We start from the raw sequence: 17,606 nt of genomic DNA on the forward strand, positions 1-17,606 counted from the left end.
TGCAGACCCTCCGGCATGCCGGGTAATGGTCACGACATCAGGCGATGCCGCGAATTCGCTGCTCAAAAGAGGCGCGTTTCTCAGCGATACGGCGGGCGGCTGCCGTTCGATTTTCACCTCGGCGCCGCGCTATTATCGCATCAGCCTCGGCTCGCCACGCATCTAACGAGCGTTTCGCCAGATGAGTGTCTTCGTAAGCGGGGGTGGGAGTGGCAGTGACTTCGAAAAGCTCCGCCTCAAGAATGGTGCGATGAGGTATCGCGCCTGTATCGTCCCATTCCTGCTTAGTTACCCGCATTCCGAAGGACATGCCCGTGATGTCGCCACGTTCAACTAGTTCCCATAGATCGTTGCCATCGGTAGTATTGGGCACATCGATTTCTACGTGAAGCCCGCGAGTATCTTCCTTCAGCCTCAGCGTGTTGCTTTTGGTCCGACCCAGCACACGACCTGAATCGTGGTGTAGAAGAGCCAGGATGTCGCCGCCGATCGACCCGGAAAATGCGCTGGGTGCAATCCGCTCGACGAAATAGTCGCCGATGGTCGTATTGCTATTCCAGATAATCGCGTATCCAGTCAGCACACGTTTACTGTCGTCTGCTCGGGTCTCTACGCCGAGAGACCCGCTACGTTTTTCAATTTCGGTCATGCTGCAGCATTTTCCTCAACAGAATTGTCGTTGGCAGGGGGTTGAGCTATCGCCGGTTGCGTCCCCAACGGGACGGTGGCGCCCTGAATATGAAGCTGATCCGCCGCCCCGCCCTTTGCTGGCAAGTTTTCCAGAGAACGCACCTCATCGGGTGTCCGGATACCGTTTTGAATTGCCACCCCATAACCGTCCATGCGGCTCTTGAAGTCACCACGGAGAAGCCCGTCCAGATTGTGGCGGATGTAGCGAGTGCCGCCAGCCACCTCGAAGATTTTCAAATTCATTTCGTCTTCGAGAGCCTTTGCCCACTGCATGATCAGGTGCTTGACGAGATGCAAATCCTGCTGTTCTGCATTCGAAAAGCTCGCATGCGTGAGATCCTGTAGGAATACAGGTGGAAGTTGCCATGTGCGGGCGATTTCTTCGACCTGAAAGCGGCGGGCGTCGATCATCTGACCCTTGGCGGGGTCATAGCCAACCTGGGTCAACTTGTGGCCAGGCGGCATTGGAAAGATCGGCTTTTCGCTCTTTCGGGCTTCGTCAATTGCGCGATGAATATCACCCATCGCCCGTTGCATTGCCGCCCCACCTTGAGGCAGCGGGCCTTCTAGAGCTAAAGGCGGAACGCCACCGCCGGCAAAGAAGTTCGACCCGTAGTCATTCATGGCGATGGCTAGCTGAATCGCCTTGGCTGCTTGAGCGATAGGGCCGAAATGCCGAATGCCATCAGCTCGCAACATGAATGGTACGTCTATGACATCGGCGGCTGGATATTCTTTGTTGTCAAATCGATAGACAACAGCCAGGCCTTTGCGCTTCACGGTGGTTTTGGTCGGGTCCATCGGCCACAAAGCCAAAACTTCTTTTCCCGATCGCTCGATCCAAGCCAGACCACGGCCGCCAGTAAAAACCTGCTGCCAAAAGTACTGCCAGAACTTGAAAGCGCCCATATCCGAGTTGGGGGCTGTGTTCACAATGGTCTCAAGCTTACCACCCAGACGCTTGGAACCGCCTTTGCCATCACGATATGCGTGACGAGGCAACGCGGCCATTGTACGGGATAGAAACGAAACCGCAGCAAGAACCGCAGGAACGGTCAAGGCGCTTTCGATCGTGACAGATGGAAGGTTGACTGGTTGGACGCCAAAGTAAGCCAGAAAATTTTCGGCGCTAACCGGTACACCCGCGTTTTCAGGGCTGGCGCGCTGCTCGATATCGGCTTCTCGTCGCGAACGCGAGAACCGCTGAAGTATCCTCATGAGGCTGCTTTCGTTAGAGTAAATTCCGGGTCGTCCCACGGCGACAGCGAGGGCCTGACCACGACAGGTGTATCGGCTGCAAAACCTGTAACCATGGCCAGAGCCACGGCAGCATCGATGCGCACCGATGCTTTGGTTTTCACGAACCATCGATTGTCGAGCGGATCGCGATCGAAGGTGGCGCCCATCAGGGCAGTCATGAGCACTGGATTACGCCGAAGCCTGACGCGACCATCGATAATGGCGTTCTCAAGCTCCGTGACAGATCCTGGCATCCACATGCCTCTAGGCTCGGGTAAGCCGGCTGCTTTCGCCGCTTCGATCTTCTTTTCGCTGGCTTTCGCGCGAACCTTGCCGCCCTGTGGATGTGGGATATGCTCGACTTCAACGCCGATTGCGTCCAGTTCCTCGCGGAACTTGTCATAAGCGTATCGGTCGTATGCGATGCCCTCGATGTCGAATTCCTGCGACAATTGCGCGACCCGCTGCGCGACGAAGTCGAACCTTATTCGCTTGCCAGGCGAGGCATTCAGAAACCCCTGCTCTACCCAAACATCGTAAGGTGCTTTATCAGCCAGAGCGCGGGCCTTCAGCGTTTCCGCTGGTGTCCATGCTTCAATCCATGCGTCGAAAGTCGGCAGTTCGATGGTCGATCCGTCTTCCCGTTCCATGGTCTTGGTGCCGGTTTTGACGGCACAAGCCAAGGCCGTCATATCGCGCGCGGCAGACAAATCGACGGAAAGGAACAGTTGCTTGCCGCGATGATCTTCGATCGGGTCGAAGTCATCCATAACGGCTTCAACGGTATCGCGTGGCATCCAAGCTTTGTCGGCAGAGGTCCAGACGCAAAAATGCAGCCGAAGAATGCCGTTCAGTTTGCCCGGTATCTGCTTAGCCTGATCAACTACGCCAGCCAGATACTTCTCGGTCAAAATCACGCCAAGAAGCGGATTGGCCTTCTTCCAGCAAGACTGATCCTCGAGCGGGTCGTCGTCCTTATCCAGAGCGCAGACATAGGCGAATGTCGTGTCGTCGATCACCTCACCGACATAACTGAAGTCGTCGTCAGGCGTTTTCGTGCCGGCCGCTACCCGAACCGCGTGCTCATGTTCCTCCCAGCAAACGCTGTTTCGGTCACTGCCCGAATTCGTGATCATGAAAAGCAGCGGCTGCTGTCGAAATTTGAAACCGCGCTCAAGCATCTCCATGACCGATCGATCTGGATGTTCGTGCACCTCATCGCACAAAGCGTAGTGCGGTCTGGGGCCACTGCCGGTTTTGCCTGCATCCTTGGAAATCGGGCGAAAAAATGCCTTTTTCTCAAGGAAGGCGATATTAAACTCGCGTCCAATGCCGCCGCTGAAGGTGATGCGTTTTGACAGTTTCGGAGCCGCCCTTGCCATTTTAACGGCATCCTGAAAGAGGATCTGGGCTTGCTCCTTTTTCGCACCAGCTGCATAAATTTGCGCTCCCGCCTCGCCGTCGGACATCAGCCCATAGAGACCGAGGCCACCTGCAAATGGCGACTTTCCGTTCCCCTTGCCTTCCTCGATATAGACCCGACGAAAACGACGATTACCGTCTGAATCCACCCAGCCGAAGATCGAGCCCAGCTTGAAAGCCTGAGAGGCATGCAGCTTGAACGGCTTACCGTCGAATTGACCGTCGTTTAGCTTCAGCCGCTCTTCGAAGAACCGCATTGCACGATTGGCTTTAGCGTCGTCCCAGAAATAGCCGCGTTCATGCGCTTGCGCCAGATCGTCGAAATGGCGTTGGCAGGCGTTCCGAACATGCGGCCCCGCAACTTCAACACCATCGAGCACGGCTCGCGCGTAAGCATTCACGCGATCAAGCGCCGGCGTCTTAGTCATCTACCAAGTCGTCCTTTTCCTCGCCGCTATCAGGCATGGAGACCTTTGTTGCATCGGATGGCGTTGCGCCCATTTGACCGAGACACTGCCGCAGGAGGTTCAACGCCTGCACGCCGACTTCCTCATTCGCGATAACGCGCGTTCGGATCGTAGTGGCGATTTCGAGCAGCGATCTATGCGAGCCATTCAGCCAAGGCAGTTCCTTCGCAAACAAGTTCCAGACTCTGGTCTGCTCGGCATTCATCCACTTTGGTGCCTTGCCGATATCGGCAGCCGCTTTCGGTTCTTTCCGTCCCTTGAAGCGGGTCGGGTGCGTAACGTTTCTCCCCTCCGCCTCCGCCTTGGCGAGGGGATTTCTCGGTCTAGCCATGAAATCCTCATCTCAACATCTGAATTGGTTTCGCGTGCGCGTTCGCCCATCGCCGGTTCCCGCCGGTCGATGGCCGGAGAGACCGAGATAGCCCCCGGGGTGTGTCTTTTTAGGCCACATCACCCGATGGGCCACCCTTCGGCGTCGAATCTGATGACCCTCTGACCGAGGTCTTCGCGCTGGCCATCACGGTCATGGCAGGGCTTGCAAAGCGACACGAAAGGCCCGGTCCAGAACTTATGTTCATCGCCCTTGTGGCCACCATCGTCGTGGTGAACGACAGTGGCAGGTTCAACGATTTCCGATTGCAGGCAATATTCGCACAGTGGCTGCATTCGAAGTTGTGCTTCACGAATGCGTCGCCACTTGGCTGACTTATAGCGCGCGCGGTATTTCTTCGCCTCAACGCTGCGTGGGTCGGTCATGATAACCAATCAGCCCGAAAGGACCTGCGCTCAAACTCATCGACGATGCATCTGGCAAGCAGTTCGACATTGCGACGTTCTCTTGCAACACTTGCAGCTGCACCCGCTCGTGCGCGCATCAAGAATGCCTGTGCTTCTTCCGATAACCGTCTATTCGTTTCAATCTTGTCCCTTACGCCGATCCTAACTGCCATCGCATCTATACGTCGTTGCAGGTCATCCGAACGCGGATCAGTCATGCATCACCTCATGAAACTGGACAGCCGACTCGGTTCATCAATCCCGTTCGGCTGTCATACGGGCTCACACCCTTGAAGATTGGTTGCAGGGGTCGGACTTGCACCGACGATCTCAAGGGTATGAACCTTGCGAGATGCTGCTTCTCTACCCTGCCGTAACTGTGTGGGCTTGTTTTGCCACGCTATCCCACTGGCGTGCGGTCCAGTGGCGCGACCATGTAAGAAGAAACCAAAACACCGGGGAGCGCCGGGGACAGCGCTCAACCGGCGCCGCTGCTAAGACGGGAGGAGAAACCGTCTTCACAGCATTTCAGTATGGGGAAAGGAGCAAACCCACACTGAAATGAAAAAGCCCGGCTTGCGACCGGGCTTCTGAATTACATTCTCGTCTCCCTGTTACCCCTTGGGAACCGGTTTGACTTATAAGTCACGCGGCTTGGCGCACCTTCTGCCGTTCCAGACGTGCGCGGGCCCGGTCGACATTCATGATGGCCCGTCTTGCCTCTTTCCGCTGGCGGCGTTTTATTTTATCCCATGTCTCGCGCAATCCGTTGATGGCTGCATTAATCAAGGCTTTCCCGGCAGCGGATGCCTGCACACCTTTAAAGCCACGTGCCTCTCCGATTTCCGTCAACGTCTTGCCACCGAGAACAGCATCTTCGAACGGTGCCAATCCTACGCCCAATGCGGTTCGCAACTCTTCTAGCACGGGTCGCATATCGATTTTCGCGATCATGACATTCTCATTGAACTTCACGGCGAATGGGCGTGCCTTGACCTTCGTATTGTCATCGGCAACCGCATACTTTTTCGGCGGGTGTGTCCATCCAAGATCCGAGTTGCTGCGCTTCCGCACTTCCTTGTATTCAATCTCGCCGCCAGGCACCGTGTTATCTTGCCACCCTTTGGAAGCAGCCTCGTCTACTTCATTTTCGCCTTCAAGCTTCAAAGACCGGTATTCCTTCTCCATACTTTTGTCATAGCCGTAGTCAAAACCACGCAATGGCTGGCTGGCAATCAGACTGCAAAGGCCGCGATAGAGTTCAACGGCTTCAACATCGTCATGACGCTTCTCGCGGCGAAGCTGGCGAAGAAGCTCCCAGCCCTGCAAATTGTCATTGGCAGCGGATTCGACAAGTTCAGTATGGCGCTGGTTGATACGCTCGACTGCCGCAATAATCTGACCGTCTGACGCAACCCGTGCATGCTCTGCCATCGCGTGCATCAATGCCCGCTCTGCCGGTGTATTTTCTTGCTTCATTTTCCCCTCCGTCCACGTCTTGGCGACCTTGTAGGTATTGTCCGTCCCTTCGATCCGTTTCATCCAGTCAGCCCGTCGCGAGTCCGTCACTGATGACCGGCGCGTCACCTTGCGCGGCTCAGGCATTGGCAAACCGTGTTCGTCCCTAACCAGGGCGCCAGACTGATCGCGCAGCCAGCGCGTCTTGGTTCTATAGGGATTCTGAACCGGTCCGGCTGGAGCCGCGAAAATGTTGATCGGCGTTGCGGCCCGGTCGAAGATCGCACCCTCTCGGCTTTCAGCAAGTTTTGTTTCCCGGACGTCCGAAGATGTGCGTTCTGTTCCAATTTCTCGCCTCTGGTATTGTCGCTTGGATGATAGATCGTTCCTCACGATAAGACCGTTCTGCATCGCGCTCAGCCAATTGACGTACTGATGAGAATCTACTTCGATCATCATGTCGGTTGTCGGCTGCCGGAGAACAGTGGAGCTCATGCCAAACCACCGGCGCGAAGGCCAGGACGTTCGAAGTCGGAAACTCCCAGAAGGGCAGCCTGAATGTTTTTCTGAATATTGGACATAATGCTCCTCGTGTTGTGGTGGTGGCTGGTGAGGCCAGTAGTGATGGTGTGGTCGTTTAATAAATGCGGTGTTAATGGCTTTGCAGAAACCTGTCGGCCTCTTCGTCCGCATCGACGCAGGGAAGTCCGATAGATTGTGCCAGCGCCTGGGCATCATCTCTCGATAGCCATGCCGGAGGGATATAAGTTCTACGCTCTTTGCAAAGGGCTACCATCCTCCTGATATCTTTTTCATATCCGGGCATGCGCTGCATTTTTACGCCCCATGATGAGGTTGCTACCCACGCCTCATGGACGAGCGCGACGTCGACTGGAGTTTCAGATACCCACCAGTCTTCTGGGTTGTCGCCGTACTCAATCGCATATTCATTCAGGTCACGCCCTTCAGCGGTGCAGTATCCGTAATGATCCGTCCAACGGATGACGCCAATATCTTCAACACGAAAACCTAGCGCCATGCGGCGGAGCGATATCGCAGAAGCCTCGCGATCTGAAAGTACGATATTCGTAACCTCTCCCGTCTCTTGATTTTCGCCACAGAAGGTAATTTTTCGAAGGCAGTGAGGAACATCAATTCTCGACGTAAACCACGCCAGCGGAGGGAATTCCCTACAGGGACGTCGCGCTTCAACGCTCTGTGAAATGTGCTTCCCCATATGAGGGTGAAAAGCCGGCTTACCCTGTCCTTCCAACTCAATCTTTCCGGACATCCAGATAAGGTTCGTTCGTAAAATGCTGGTGTGATGAAACACAATCTGCGGACCAGATTTTTTCGTTTGGCTTCGCCCATAAATGTTCCTCCGTTTGTGCCGCGCTCTGTCAAATTCCTCGCGCGCGCGTGAATACACGCAAAAATGACGTCTATTTTTGCCTTTTTGGGTGACACCCTATGTTTTCTCCACCCCACCCTTATATAACTATATGATATATATATATTTTTTAATATATAGATGTATCTAAAGGTGTGGTGGAAGGGTGGGGGTAAGGGTGCCGGAAGGTGTGGGGAATATTGCACGCCGATCATGGCCCGCTATGGATTTTCCCCACCCCTTACACCAGTCTTTCGCAATGCTATCCACCAGCCAAATCCATACCATTTGGCACCGTTGCATCTTCTGGGAAAAAGTCTCTTGCCCACCATCTGGTCTGCTTCTGACCGCTTTTTGCCGGTGCGATCAAAAGCTTTGCATCGCCGGAAGTTATCAGGTCTCCGATGATTTCATCTAGGCGTTGCGTTCGTATGCCGCTCTTTAGGTTTTTTCTAATGTCACTGTGACGAATGCCTTTTTTTCCGCTCCGAATGATCATATTTCGAACGCGGATATATTCGGCCGACAGATGATTGTCGGCTATGTTCTCGTCCGCACCTTTTAAAAGCAGCTTGAACGAGTGCTCGGCAACGGCATTCGCCCACTGTTGGATTTCCATCGTGATAATCGGCTCGCGCGGATTGGCACCAACCGCCACGATCAGGGCGAGCCGGGCGGCATTCTCACCGACTCGGTTGCATATCGGTGCATATTCGACCTTCACCTTCTTTTTCATCGCACGCATACTGTCGTCGAATTCCTCAAAGAAATCATCGACATCAGATGACGCGTATTCAACCGTCACAATTGGATGAGGTTTAGTTTCACTGTCGGCATTCAATGCAAAAAACGGTCCTTGGTAAAGTGACTGCCCTCGACCGACGCCGCCTAACAACTCCCATACGGCATCAGAGATGTGTTGCGGTACGTTCTCATGGCTATTTTCTGGCCTGCGAACCTTTTTGGGATCTCTATCGCCAGCGTCGATCAGGACAAATCGACCAAGCAGACCTTCATCAATACTGGCACCCGTAAGCGCTCCCCAAAAGGTGGACGGAGTCGACACACCATGGATCGAAAAGCACGGATTCTGGATGCTAGGAACATTGCCGTCAGCCTTTTCCTGTCCTCCCCAAAGCCCGGATGCAGCGCCTGTTAGCTCAAGCAAAGCTGTTGCAACTTCCTCACGGTGAGCCGGGGCTTTTTCACCCATATACTGCCGAATGAACTTCCCGAACTCATCCTGCTGTGCCACGCATGCCGGGTGACGACGTAGTTTATTAGCCAGTCCGGGTAGGCTTGCGATTCTGTCGGAAAAAACAAACTTGGTGACCTTATCGCCAGCCACAGTACTAGACGCGATGCTTTGCACGGCTCGGATGGTAATGTCCTTGCCGAAGCCTGATTCCGCCAAGCCGATAACGTATATGTTTGAGCGCAACCCGGTCGGCCCTTTGTATCGGCGACCGATCAGCGCCGATACAAAAGCCAGGGAAGAAGCCAGCGAGAGGTGCGGCGATGGAAACCGCGAGCATGACACGATAAATTTGGCGATTTCTCCCACAGCGCCCGGTGGATAACAAAGGCTGAGAGGCAGGCCGCCTGGGTCTGGCTGGGGAGTTTCGCGGCCAATGTCACCTTCATCATCATCGTTCGCGGCTTCGACCTGCGCTGCTATGTTTGAGAAAGAGAGTTTAACCGGCTCCGTAACTTCCCACCCCAAGTCAGAAGGCGAACGGCCTAACTGTTCACACAGCCAGAAAGCAGCGTCCTTCGCAGATGCTGCACCGCCATACTCGCGCACAAGATCGATAGGCGTCAGGCCGCGTTCCTCGCCAAAATCCTGAATTCCGTCGGCGTGTATGGAAATATCTTCCTGTAGCCCACGGCCCAGTTCTTTGGACGTGACACGCCAAGCGCCAGTGCCGGACTCCTTGTGCGCCGTTGAGAAAAGCAACCGAACCCAAGCGTCTGTGTTATCAAGCGCGGCCGCATTCACACGGGTCCAGAAAGTCGAACCGCTCGACGCGCGAGCCGATACCGGTGCGGCTTTGCGCTCGGGCTCACCAAGTTCAGCAAGGATGGCTTCGGCGGCCAACAGGTAGGCGTCAACCTGTTCTGGCGTGACCTCCGTCAAATCTTGGAATGGCACAGTTGTCGGATCGCCGCTTGTCCAAGTATAAGGCTGCTGTGTATCCGGATGAATGCCATACGCCACGAACTGCTGACCTTCGCCGAGTACTTCAACCTGGCACTTTTCGCCGTTCACGAGATAAACCTGCGTAGTCGCCTTCTTTCGCGGCTCCGACGCGCGGAACACAAAAAGGCATTTCGGCGCGCGCCCTGTCCTGCACGGCGCCTGCATGGCACCGGGGATTTTCAGCAGTTCGGCAATTAGGCGCTCAGATGCATCGGGATTTGCGGCGTCGATGTCGATAGCAACGACTTCGCCGGTCAAAATGCCGGTGTTCGCATGGTCGGCGTACCCACGTTCCCACGCATCTATCGATGCGGGGGTCGGCGAAAGCTGCTGCCAGCCTTTGAGCTGAGGACGCTTACCGTGAACCGGAATGGGCTTATACCCGTTAGCAAGAACCGCGTGGCGGATTGCAGTGGGAGAAAGGTCAGGCTGCTGTGCGACGGTGTTCTGCATTGCTTACGACTGCTTTCCAATAAGGGAGGACAAGTTCTGCGATTTCATCGGCAAGCGGGATCGGCATAGATATCAGTTGCCCCAAATGATCGCGCGGCCCGTAGATGCGATAGCCGTTTCTGGTTTGGACGAGTTTCAATCGTTGGACCTTCAGCCCATTCGAAAACTCGGCGTCGAACCAAGCGAGGGTGTTCCCCGCGCCGGATCGCGCGGGGGTGAAATTGTGAATACGGATGGTCATGCTCAGGAGGCCGTAAAGATCAAATTGTGTGGAGTGAAGAACAGTTCGCCATCATCCGCCCGACGCAACACTGCCTCCTTGCCGTGCAGCTCCGGAGAATCTTCAATCGTGCGCAAACCGACACTTTCGCATAGGCGGCCGAGCTCTTTCTGCCCACGTTCTTGTCGACGGTAAATTGGGCTTTCCAAAACGATATCTATTTGGAATTCACTTTCGTCGTATCGGCCGTCGCAGAAAAGTGTGAGAACTGTTTCCTGTCCGATCTTATCAACCAATGTGTCGTCAACAATGAACGCAACAGGCGCGCGGTTCTGGACGGCATTCTGAAAGCGTGCCTTGGCGGCCAAGTGCGATCGGGTGGCGGAATTATCAGCAGCTGATTTCATCAGTTTTCCTCGTGTTTTGGCGCGCAACTACCCGTGGCGCGGGCGGGTGCGCATGCGGTTGGCGTGGTGGTAGTGGGTTAGTGGATGGCGGTGCTTAGGCCGGTTGGGGACGCAGCTATATCCTCTGCGAATTCATCTTCGATTTCATACCGGGAAACCTTGGCTAGCCGCGCCAGGGCGCCGCGTATGTCTAGGGTTTCGCCCCGCATCGCAGCTTCTTGCTGGAACAGAGCTACTCCAGCGCGAAGACCTCGATGGAATTCGTCGTTACCCTCGTAATCTGGGAATTCTGCGTTGAACAGGTCGAGCATGGCTTCACGGGTCATGCGGGACGCTTCGTGGGTCAAGAAATAAGAAATGGATGCTGCGCTGGTCATGCTGCCTCCTGCTTTTCAATGAACGCAAGAAGCTTGGATTTCCGAGCGCACACCAAGTCGCCGACTTTAAATGTCGGCAGTACTCCGGTTTTTGCCAAGTGATAAACAGTCCTCTCTCCGAAGCCTGAGAATGACGCAATTGCTTTCGCTCCGACGAGCATGTCATCGGCCAGATTATCGTTTCCCGCCTTCATGCGGAATCTCCTCGTATTACCAGCGCGCGCAGAAAGACGCACGTATGGCTTGTTGTGGTTCGGTGGTGTGGAAGCTTGCCGCGGGGTTCGGTGGCGGCTTTTAATCGTTGGCCCCGCCTCATTTACGGCAGTCGGCCCAGCCCCGTAGGGCAGATGAGTTTCACCCATCGCGAAAATGATGCGTGTCTCACCGCGATATGTCAACCTGCTTTTTTGACCCCGCGCTGTTTTCCATGTTACGCGTATTCCGTTAGTCACAAAACGGAGACATAGATGTCCATCAGGGAAAGAACTTGGACGACAAAAGGCGTAGTAAAAACAGCGTGGGTCTGTGACTACGTCGACCAGAAAGGCAAGCGCCATCTGAAAACGTTCAGGACTAAAAAAGAGGCCGAAGCGTTCGACTCTCAATCGCACATAGAAGTCATGGGGCGCGTTCACGTAGCCGATGCGGACACCGTGACTATTAAGAAGGCCGCCGAGTTCTGGCTGTCCGAATGCGACGGCGCTCTGGAGCGGTCGACAGTCGATCAATACAAGCAGCACGTCGAGCTCCACATCATTCCATTCATCGGCAAAAAGCGCTTGAATGAGATATCCGTGCCGGAAATTCGCAACTTCCTCGATGCGCTCAAGACTGAAGGCAGATCTGCAGCGATGGTACGCGCTGTCCGTGTCAGTCTGGGTTCGCTCCTCTCCGACGCGCAGGAGCGCGGTCTGGTCGTCCGGAATGCCGTGAAGGACATGGGCCGAGCGAAAGGACGAAAAAGAGCAGAAGCGCGTCACCAGCGCCCCGTCGAAGTTGGAACCGATATTCCGACGCCCGCCGAGATAAAGGCGATCCTTGCGGCAGTTACGGGCAAACCGCGTGTATTCATTCTGACTGCGTGCATGACCGGGATGCGGGCTTCCGAATTGCGAGGACTGCGTTGGCAAGATGTCAATCTGGATCGAGCGGAAATCACGATTCGGCAACGCGCCGATGCCTATCAAGAAATAGGCTCCCCGAAGTCGAAAAAAGGAAGACGAACGATCCCTCTCCCGGGCCCGCTGGTTGATGCTTTGAAAGCTTGGAAAGACGAATGCCCAAAAGGAACACTCGGGCTTGTATTCCCGACGGGAACGGGAGCTATTGAATATCATAGCAACATAGTTCACCGATGGTATCAGCCTGCACAGGTAGCGGCCGGCGTCACCGTCAAGACTGGCAAGGTGGATAAGGAAGGGAACGCCGAGCTTGCGGCTAAATACACTGGCCTTCACGCCCTTCGGCATTTCTATGCGTCGTGGTGCATCAACCGGCCAATCGATGGCGGCTTGGGTCTGCCCGCAAAAGTTGTTCAGGAGCGTCTTGGACATTCTTCGATTACCGTAACGTTGGATACGTATTCGCATCTGTTCGAACGGGGCGATGACGGATCACTGATGGATAAAGCGGCGGCTGCGTTTATGTGAACGCGACATGGGTGCAACAAATTCGAAATTAGATAATGTTTTCAATGTCCATTTGAAGACTCTGACTCCGTTAGTCTTGGTTCGAATCCAGGTCCCCCAGCCATTTGCTTTCGAGAAAAAGCTTGGATACTTTTTAGCTTTTTGGCGGCAAGTTCATGTCGCCATTGCCAAAAAAATGCTCCCTCAGTGCTCGGCGTTCGGTGCCTGACCCCAACTATCAGTATCCATTGCACACACTCAGGAATAGGGCCCCTTCGGGCCCGCGATCTCCTTGGCTATTTCGAATTCGAGCAACATTACAAAAAATTCAGTTTCCACTCTTGAACTTGGCCAAACCATACACATTTGAAGAAATGCAGCGCCGGGCCCCTCTGGTCATGGCTACCGCTATGGCGATGTCGGGGCTGCTCCACTTGTTCAAATGGAGATGGTCCGGCGATGGATTCGCTTATTGTAGCCCTATCGGGCGATTTTCTTGGTACACCTGTATATTTTTGGGCGGCATTCATTGTTGTCGTCGTGGGCTTGCTTGTCTTCGACCTCGGCATTCTCCATCGTGACGAACACGAGATCGAAGCCAAGGAAAGCCTCCTGCTTTATGGCTTCTATGTTCTGATCGCATTGGCCTTCGGTGGCTGGGTGTGGTGGCAGCGCGGAGCGGAAGCCGGCCTGGAGTTTTATACCGGTTACTTGATCGAGCAGAGCCTCGCGATGGACAATATGTTTGTCATCGCCACGATCTTCGGCTTTCTCGGCATTCCGCGCCTTTATCAGCACCGCGTGTTGTTCTGGGGTATTCTCGGTGTCATCGCCTTCAGAGCAATCCTGATCGGGCTGGGCGCGGCACTTGTGCACGAGTTCAACTGGATTCTTTTCCTCTTCGGCGCGTTCCTTGTTTTCACCGGCTTCAAGATGTTCGGTCACAAGGACGAGACGCCTGACATCGAACAGAACGCCGTTTTCAAATTTCTGCGCCGTCGGTTCAACATCACCAGCGAGTTGCATGGCCGCAATTTTACGGTCAAGCAACCGCATCCGAAGACCGGCAAGATGGTCACCTGGCTGACACCACTGGCAGTTGCTCTGATCATGGTGGAAACAGTCGACCTCATCTTCGCGGTCGACTCTGTCCCGGCCGTCTTCGCCGTTACCCAGGACACGTTCATTGTCTACACCTCGAACATCTTTGCCGTTCTGGGTTTGCGTGCGCTTTACTTCGCACTCGCCGCTGCGATGAACCGGTTCCGCTATCTGCAGGTCTCGCTTGCAATCATTCTGGTGCTTATCGGCATCAAGATTTTCCTCGTGCCGCTCGGCGTTCACATCAACACGCTGCTGTCGCTTGTCGCGACGCTGGCCATCCTCGCAAGCGGAGTACTGTATTCGCTTTATAAAACCCGCAATGAACCGGACGTGAGCGTTGAGGACCTCGCCAAGCAGCACCATACCGAAAACTGAGCGAAAGCAGTTTTGACCACGGAGAGGCCGGCGCTAATCGCCGGCCTTTCTGTCGATAAAGTCCGGCCCCATACTATCTGAGCATATGAGAATTTATGGGTAGCACCTGCGGGATTGTCCCGATATGAGTGCGCCATGACACGCAAAGGCCAAGGCTATCTATTCACACTTCTCGCGGTTACCATTTTCGCGACGCAGGATGGTATCTCGAAGTACCTTGGTACGCATTATTCGCCCATCCTGATAACGATGATCCGCTATTGGGTTTTTGCAGCTTTCGTTCTTCTGCTTGCCATTCGCTCCGGCGGCATCGCCAAAGCTGCCGCGACGAACCGCCCATTTCTGCAGCTTTTTCGCGGTATTCTGCTTGCCGCCGAAATCGTGACCTTCATCTTCGCGCTCAGCCGTGCAGGCATGGCAACGGCGCAATCGATCTTTCAGGGTGCACCGCTGCTGGTGACCATGCTTTCCGTACCGTTTTTGGGTGAAAAGGTGGGATGGAGGCGCTGGACGGCGATCATCGTTGGACTGATCGGTGTCCTGCTGATCATTAATCCCGTCAATGCCAAGTTCGACGCGTCCCTGCTTCTGCCTGTTGCAGCGATGGTCATGTTCGCCGTCTATGCTGTTGCGACGCGCGCCGTCAGCAAAAGCGACGACGCCATGACCAGCTTCTTCTATACCGGGATGGCTGGTGCTGCGGCCCTTACATTCGTAGGCAGCTTCTATCTGATGCCGATTGCACGGAGCGACTGGTTCTGGATGGCGGCTCTTTGCGCCTGCGGCATCGCGAGTCACTACTTCCTGATCCGTGCCTATGACATTCTGGAGGCTGGAGAAGTGCAGCCCATCACCTATCTTCAACTTGTTATAGGCGCATGTATCGCAGTTACGGTATTCCATGAACAGCTGACATGGAACATTGTCGCCGGTGCGCTTATCGTCGTAGGCGCCGGACTGTTTTCTGTCTTCCGGGAACGTCAGCTCGGTAAAAGCAAGCCGCCCGCTCTCGGCTAGCCCCCCAAAAAACGTGCTGTTTTGAGTTTATAACATTATAGCATTCATTTTCTGCGGCTTCCGGTCGTTGGCTGATAACTTGACAAATAAAACATGATAATTTAATTCATGTTTTGACCTCTTCTGGTCGCGTAGACTTCCAGCCGGCGCTTGACCTACGAGAGCGCCGGTCTTTTTATGTCTTTTGGACCGCACCAGCATGGTTGAGTGGATAAGTCATGACGCAGCCAGTCACATCGCATAGCAACTCCATAAAGACGGACTGCGTGATAGCGGGCGGCGGGCCAGCAGGCTTGATGTTAGGTCTTCTGCTTGCCCGTTCAGGCGTGAGCGTGACGGTTCTCGAGAAGCACCCGGATTTTCTGCGGGATTTCCGTGGCGACACAATTCATCCATCCACTCTTCAGATCATGCATGAGCTTGGCTTGCTGGACGGCCTGCTTGCGTTACCCCATACCAAGGCGTACCGCTTACATGCGGAGATCGGCGGCCAGGACATAACGATAGCGGATTTTTCCAGGATTCCAGCGCGGTGCAGATTCATCGCTTTCATGCCACAATGGGAATTTCTGGATTACATTGCACGCGAAGCTGCGAAGTATCCTAATTTCAAACTCATAATGCCGGCCAACGTAGTGGAACTGATTGAACGGGACGGAAACGTCACCGGTCTAGTTGCGGCAACGCCCGCTGAAACGATCGATATCAGCGCTAAACTCGTAGTGGGTGCCGACGGCAGAAACTCCGTGGTGCGCACAAAAGCCGGTATGGAGATCGAGAGCTTTGGTTCGCCAAGCGAGATACTCTGGATGAAACTGTCTCACCTTCCCGATGACCCGCCCTATACGATGGGTCATGGCGGCCCCAGGCAGGGGTTCGTCATGATCGATCGCGGCGACTCCTGGCAATGCGGTTATGTGCTGCGCAAGCAGACTTTCGCCGAGGTAAAACAGAAAGGGCTCGATGCATTCAGGGAAGCGGTAGCGAAAGTATCCCCATTGCCCCCTGACCGGATGGACGAAATACATACATGGGACGACGTCCATCTGTTGAGTGTGCGCATCGATCGACTGAAGAAGTGGTGGAAACCGGGACTTTTATGCATCGGCGATGCCGCCCATGCCATGTCGCCTATCGGTGGTTTCGGAGTCAATCTTGCCATTCAGGATGCTGTAGCGGCCGCAAATAATCTGGCTGCGCCGCTCAAGAGTAACGACGTCTTGTCCCGCCATCTTGCAGCCGTCGAGGCGCGACGCCGCTTTCCCACAAAGGCGACGCAAAAGCTGCAACTCATGATGCGCAGCGATCGCCGCAAACGCGAGACGAAAAACGGGAGGCCGGATGGACCGCCCGCTTTCATGCGGTATCTCGCCCGCTGGCCAATCCTCGCGCACCTCGCGGGCAGACTGATCGGCGTCGGCTTCCGCCCGGAGCACGTGCGCAGCAACTAAGGGGAGACTTCAGTCTATATCGTCAAGTTCGTCGTGTATCCCGGCAACGATCTCCAGTCGCTGTTGCGCCGATTTCCCTGCAAGCGAAGCATAGGTCAAAGCGAGAAGCCGAATGGCACTGCTGACAGCCGTATAGGATGCCCCCAATGCGAAACTGTCGACATGGCATGGAAGGACGACGCGGGCATATCGCTGCGCCTCTGAAACCGATCCACGGTCCGTAATGGTCACGATATTCAGCCGGCTCGTAGCGGCATATCCCAGAATTTGCTTTAACAGAGCCCGATGCGGTGGCAGCGTGATCAGCAACAGCACGTCTTTCGGGCCGGTCATGGCCAGATCTTCAGCCCATGAACCCTGATTGATGCCAAGGATCATCACGCTGTGCCGCAGCCTGGAAAACAGGAGCCGCGCATAGCGTGCGAACCCTTCCTCATCCCCCATTCCTATCACCCAGACACGCGGCGCGGCCGCGATCAGTTCCGCAGCCTCGCGCATCTTGTCGGAACGCAGCGCCTCGAAGGTTCGCGTGATATTGGCGATCTCCAGATCAAGATGCGCGCTGATGGTACGCACCAGCGGCACTTCTTCATCAATTGTGGCCGAATATTCGTAGGGCTCGGTGCGATTGCGCTCCTCGCGCGCCTGAAGTTTTACTTCGTTGAAATCGGCATAGCCCAGATGTTGAAAGAAACGGGCCGTCGTTGCCTTGGATACACCGGCCATCTCCGCGATTTCAGTGGCGGAGTGAATCAGAATATCGTCCTCGCGCTCAAGTACTAGCTGCGCGATTTTCTGCTCTCCTGCCGTGAGCTTTGCGTAGCGCTCCTGTATGCGCAGTACCAGACGTGAAGCCATGTGCGTTTATTCCGAATCTCTAATGCACCAAAAAAGCTTATCATTGCCTCTTGCAATACTGAAACATTTGTTT

At 54.8% G+C, this 17,606-nt stretch carries 18 protein-coding genes and 1 tRNA gene; 4 read left to right on the plus strand and 15 right to left on the minus strand.

Annotation, left to right across the window (positions count from 1 at the left end):
- Nucleotides 1-37: 37 nt before the first annotated feature.
- The 14 genes from ABWW28_RS01985 to ABWW28_RS02050 all read right to left on the minus strand — a co-directional run bounded on the left by ABWW28_RS01985 (nucleotide 38) and on the right by ABWW28_RS02050 (nucleotide 11,294).
- Nucleotides 38-649 (minus strand): HK97 family phage prohead protease, encoded by a 612-nt coding sequence (locus ABWW28_RS01985; protein WP_176588718.1) that lies wholly within the window; start codon nucleotides 647-649, stop codon nucleotides 38-40.
- Complete coding sequence (locus tag ABWW28_RS01990) at nucleotides 646-1,908, minus strand: phage portal protein (RefSeq protein ID WP_176588717.1); 1,263 nt, start codon at nucleotides 1,906-1,908, stop codon at nucleotides 646-648. Before ABWW28_RS01990 ends, ABWW28_RS01985 begins: the two co-directional genes overlap by 4 nt.
- The gene (locus tag ABWW28_RS01995; protein WP_176588716.1) at nucleotides 1,905-3,779 is read right to left on the minus strand and encodes a terminase large subunit; all 1,875 of its coding nucleotides are present in this window, start codon (nucleotides 3,777-3,779) and stop codon (nucleotides 1,905-1,907) included. Before ABWW28_RS01995 ends, ABWW28_RS01990 begins: the two co-directional genes overlap by 4 nt.
- A complete protein-coding gene (locus tag ABWW28_RS02000) occupies nucleotides 3,772-4,149 on the minus strand; it encodes a hypothetical protein (RefSeq protein ID WP_353390155.1) in 378 nt (125 codons plus the stop codon). The genes ABWW28_RS01995 and ABWW28_RS02000 overlap by 8 nt, the downstream gene beginning before the upstream one ends.
- Before the next feature lie 119 nt (nucleotides 4,150-4,268).
- Nucleotides 4,269-4,574 (minus strand): HNH endonuclease, encoded by a 306-nt coding sequence (locus ABWW28_RS02005; RefSeq protein WP_353390157.1) that lies wholly within the window; start codon nucleotides 4,572-4,574, stop codon nucleotides 4,269-4,271.
- Entirely contained in the window at nucleotides 4,571-4,813 is a 243-nt protein-coding gene (locus ABWW28_RS02010; RefSeq protein ID WP_176588713.1) for a hypothetical protein, read from the minus strand. The genes ABWW28_RS02005 and ABWW28_RS02010 overlap by 4 nt, the downstream gene beginning before the upstream one ends.
- An 80-nt stretch (nucleotides 4,814-4,893) precedes the next feature.
- Nucleotides 4,894-4,968, minus strand: a tRNA-Met gene (locus ABWW28_RS02015).
- 272 nt (nucleotides 4,969-5,240) lie between these two features.
- Nucleotides 5,241-6,548, minus strand: a complete 1,308-nt coding sequence (locus tag ABWW28_RS02020; RefSeq protein ID WP_353390159.1) for a hypothetical protein — start codon at nucleotides 6,546-6,548, stop codon at nucleotides 5,241-5,243.
- A gap of 157 nt (nucleotides 6,549-6,705) precedes the next feature.
- On the minus strand, nucleotides 6,706-7,344 hold the full coding sequence (locus ABWW28_RS02025; RefSeq protein WP_353390161.1) for a hypothetical protein: 639 nt from the start codon (nucleotides 7,342-7,344) through the stop codon (nucleotides 6,706-6,708).
- 361 nt (nucleotides 7,345-7,705) lie between these two features.
- Nucleotides 7,706-10,096: a bifunctional DNA primase/polymerase gene (locus ABWW28_RS02030; RefSeq protein ID WP_353390163.1), complete on the minus strand. Its 2,391-nt coding sequence runs from the start codon at nucleotides 10,094-10,096 to the stop codon at nucleotides 7,706-7,708.
- A complete protein-coding gene (locus tag ABWW28_RS02035; protein ID WP_176588709.1) occupies nucleotides 10,068-10,337 on the minus strand; it encodes a hypothetical protein in 270 nt (89 codons plus the stop codon). The genes ABWW28_RS02030 and ABWW28_RS02035 overlap by 29 nt, the downstream gene beginning before the upstream one ends.
- 2 nt (nucleotides 10,338-10,339) lie before the next feature.
- The gene (locus ABWW28_RS02040) at nucleotides 10,340-10,723 is read right to left on the minus strand and encodes a hypothetical protein (RefSeq protein ID WP_353390165.1); all 384 of its coding nucleotides are present in this window, start codon (nucleotides 10,721-10,723) and stop codon (nucleotides 10,340-10,342) included.
- Nucleotides 10,724-10,800: 77 nt separating this feature from the next.
- Nucleotides 10,801-11,100, minus strand: a complete 300-nt coding sequence (locus ABWW28_RS02045) for a hypothetical protein (protein ID WP_124915917.1) — start codon at nucleotides 11,098-11,100, stop codon at nucleotides 10,801-10,803.
- Nucleotides 11,097-11,294, minus strand: coding sequence for a helix-turn-helix domain-containing protein (locus tag ABWW28_RS02050; RefSeq protein WP_124915916.1), 198 nt, complete (start codon nucleotides 11,292-11,294; stop codon nucleotides 11,097-11,099). The genes ABWW28_RS02045 and ABWW28_RS02050 overlap by 4 nt, the downstream gene beginning before the upstream one ends.
- Nucleotides 11,295-11,567: 273 nt before the next feature.
- On the opposite strand from ABWW28_RS02050, the gene ABWW28_RS02055 reads away from it, so the two are divergent.
- The 4 genes from ABWW28_RS02055 to ABWW28_RS02070 all read left to right on the plus strand — a co-directional run bounded on the left by ABWW28_RS02055 (nucleotide 11,568) and on the right by ABWW28_RS02070 (nucleotide 16,675).
- Nucleotides 11,568-12,749, plus strand: a complete 1,182-nt coding sequence (locus ABWW28_RS02055; protein ID WP_353390167.1) for a tyrosine-type recombinase/integrase — start codon at nucleotides 11,568-11,570, stop codon at nucleotides 12,747-12,749.
- A 438-nt stretch (nucleotides 12,750-13,187) separates the two neighbouring features.
- A complete protein-coding gene (locus ABWW28_RS02060) occupies nucleotides 13,188-14,207 on the plus strand; it encodes a TerC family protein (protein WP_006472487.1) in 1,020 nt (339 codons plus the stop codon).
- A 135-nt stretch (nucleotides 14,208-14,342) separates the two neighbouring features.
- Nucleotides 14,343-15,224: a DMT family transporter gene (locus ABWW28_RS02065; protein ID WP_006472486.1), complete on the plus strand. Its 882-nt coding sequence runs from the start codon at nucleotides 14,343-14,345 to the stop codon at nucleotides 15,222-15,224.
- Between the two features lie 218 nt (nucleotides 15,225-15,442).
- Nucleotides 15,443-16,675, plus strand: a complete 1,233-nt coding sequence (locus ABWW28_RS02070) for an FAD-dependent oxidoreductase (protein ID WP_006468459.1) — start codon at nucleotides 15,443-15,445, stop codon at nucleotides 16,673-16,675.
- Between the two features lie 9 nt (nucleotides 16,676-16,684).
- On the opposite strand, the gene ABWW28_RS02075 is transcribed toward ABWW28_RS02070, so the two are convergent.
- On the minus strand, nucleotides 16,685-17,533 hold the full coding sequence (locus ABWW28_RS02075; protein WP_006468458.1) for a MurR/RpiR family transcriptional regulator: 849 nt from the start codon (nucleotides 17,531-17,533) through the stop codon (nucleotides 16,685-16,687).
- Nucleotides 17,534-17,606: the final 73 nt, after the last annotated feature.

Origin of the sequence: Brucella sp. NBRC 14130, assembly GCF_040371715.1 — a bacterium.
Classification (GTDB): domain Bacteria; phylum Pseudomonadota; class Alphaproteobacteria; order Rhizobiales; family Rhizobiaceae; genus Brucella; species Brucella intermedia.

Coding starts and splice junctions, on each gene's coding strand:
- ABWW28_RS01985 (WP_176588718.1), bottom strand. CDS start 649: ATGACCGAAATTGAAAAACGTAGCGGGTCTCTCGGCGTAGAGACCCGA.
- ABWW28_RS01990 (WP_176588717.1), bottom strand. CDS start 1,908: ATGAGGATACTTCAGCGGTTCTCGCGTTCGCGACGAGAAGCCGATATC.
- ABWW28_RS01995 (WP_176588716.1), bottom strand. CDS start 3,779: ATGACTAAGACGCCGGCGCTTGATCGCGTGAATGCTTACGCGCGAGCC.
- ABWW28_RS02000 (WP_353390155.1), bottom strand. CDS start 4,149: ATGGCTAGACCGAGAAATCCCCTCGCCAAGGCGGAGGCGGAGGGGAGA.
- ABWW28_RS02005 (WP_353390157.1), bottom strand. CDS start 4,574: ATGACCGACCCACGCAGCGTTGAGGCGAAGAAATACCGCGCGCGCTAT.
- ABWW28_RS02010 (WP_176588713.1), bottom strand. CDS start 4,813: ATGACTGATCCGCGTTCGGATGACCTGCAACGACGTATAGATGCGATG.
- ABWW28_RS02020 (WP_353390159.1), bottom strand. CDS start 6,548: ATGAGCTCCACTGTTCTCCGGCAGCCGACAACCGACATGATGATCGAA.
- ABWW28_RS02025 (WP_353390161.1), bottom strand. CDS start 7,344: ATGTCCGGAAAGATTGAGTTGGAAGGACAGGGTAAGCCGGCTTTTCAC.
- ABWW28_RS02030 (WP_353390163.1), bottom strand. CDS start 10,096: ATGCAGAACACCGTCGCACAGCAGCCTGACCTTTCTCCCACTGCAATC.
- ABWW28_RS02035 (WP_176588709.1), bottom strand. CDS start 10,337: ATGACCATCCGTATTCACAATTTCACCCCCGCGCGATCCGGCGCGGGG.
- ABWW28_RS02040 (WP_353390165.1), bottom strand. CDS start 10,723: ATGAAATCAGCTGCTGATAATTCCGCCACCCGATCGCACTTGGCCGCC.
- ABWW28_RS02045 (WP_124915917.1), bottom strand. CDS start 11,100: ATGACCAGCGCAGCATCCATTTCTTATTTCTTGACCCACGAAGCGTCC.
- ABWW28_RS02050 (WP_124915916.1), bottom strand. CDS start 11,294: ATGAAGGCGGGAAACGATAATCTGGCCGATGACATGCTCGTCGGAGCG.
- ABWW28_RS02055 (WP_353390167.1), top strand. CDS start 11,568: ATGTCCATCAGGGAAAGAACTTGGACGACAAAAGGCGTAGTAAAAACA.
- ABWW28_RS02060 (WP_006472487.1), top strand. CDS start 13,188: ATGGATTCGCTTATTGTAGCCCTATCGGGCGATTTTCTTGGTACACCT.
- ABWW28_RS02065 (WP_006472486.1), top strand. CDS start 14,343: ATGACACGCAAAGGCCAAGGCTATCTATTCACACTTCTCGCGGTTACC.
- ABWW28_RS02070 (WP_006468459.1), top strand. CDS start 15,443: ATGACGCAGCCAGTCACATCGCATAGCAACTCCATAAAGACGGACTGC.
- ABWW28_RS02075 (WP_006468458.1), bottom strand. CDS start 17,533: ATGGCTTCACGTCTGGTACTGCGCATACAGGAGCGCTACGCAAAGCTC.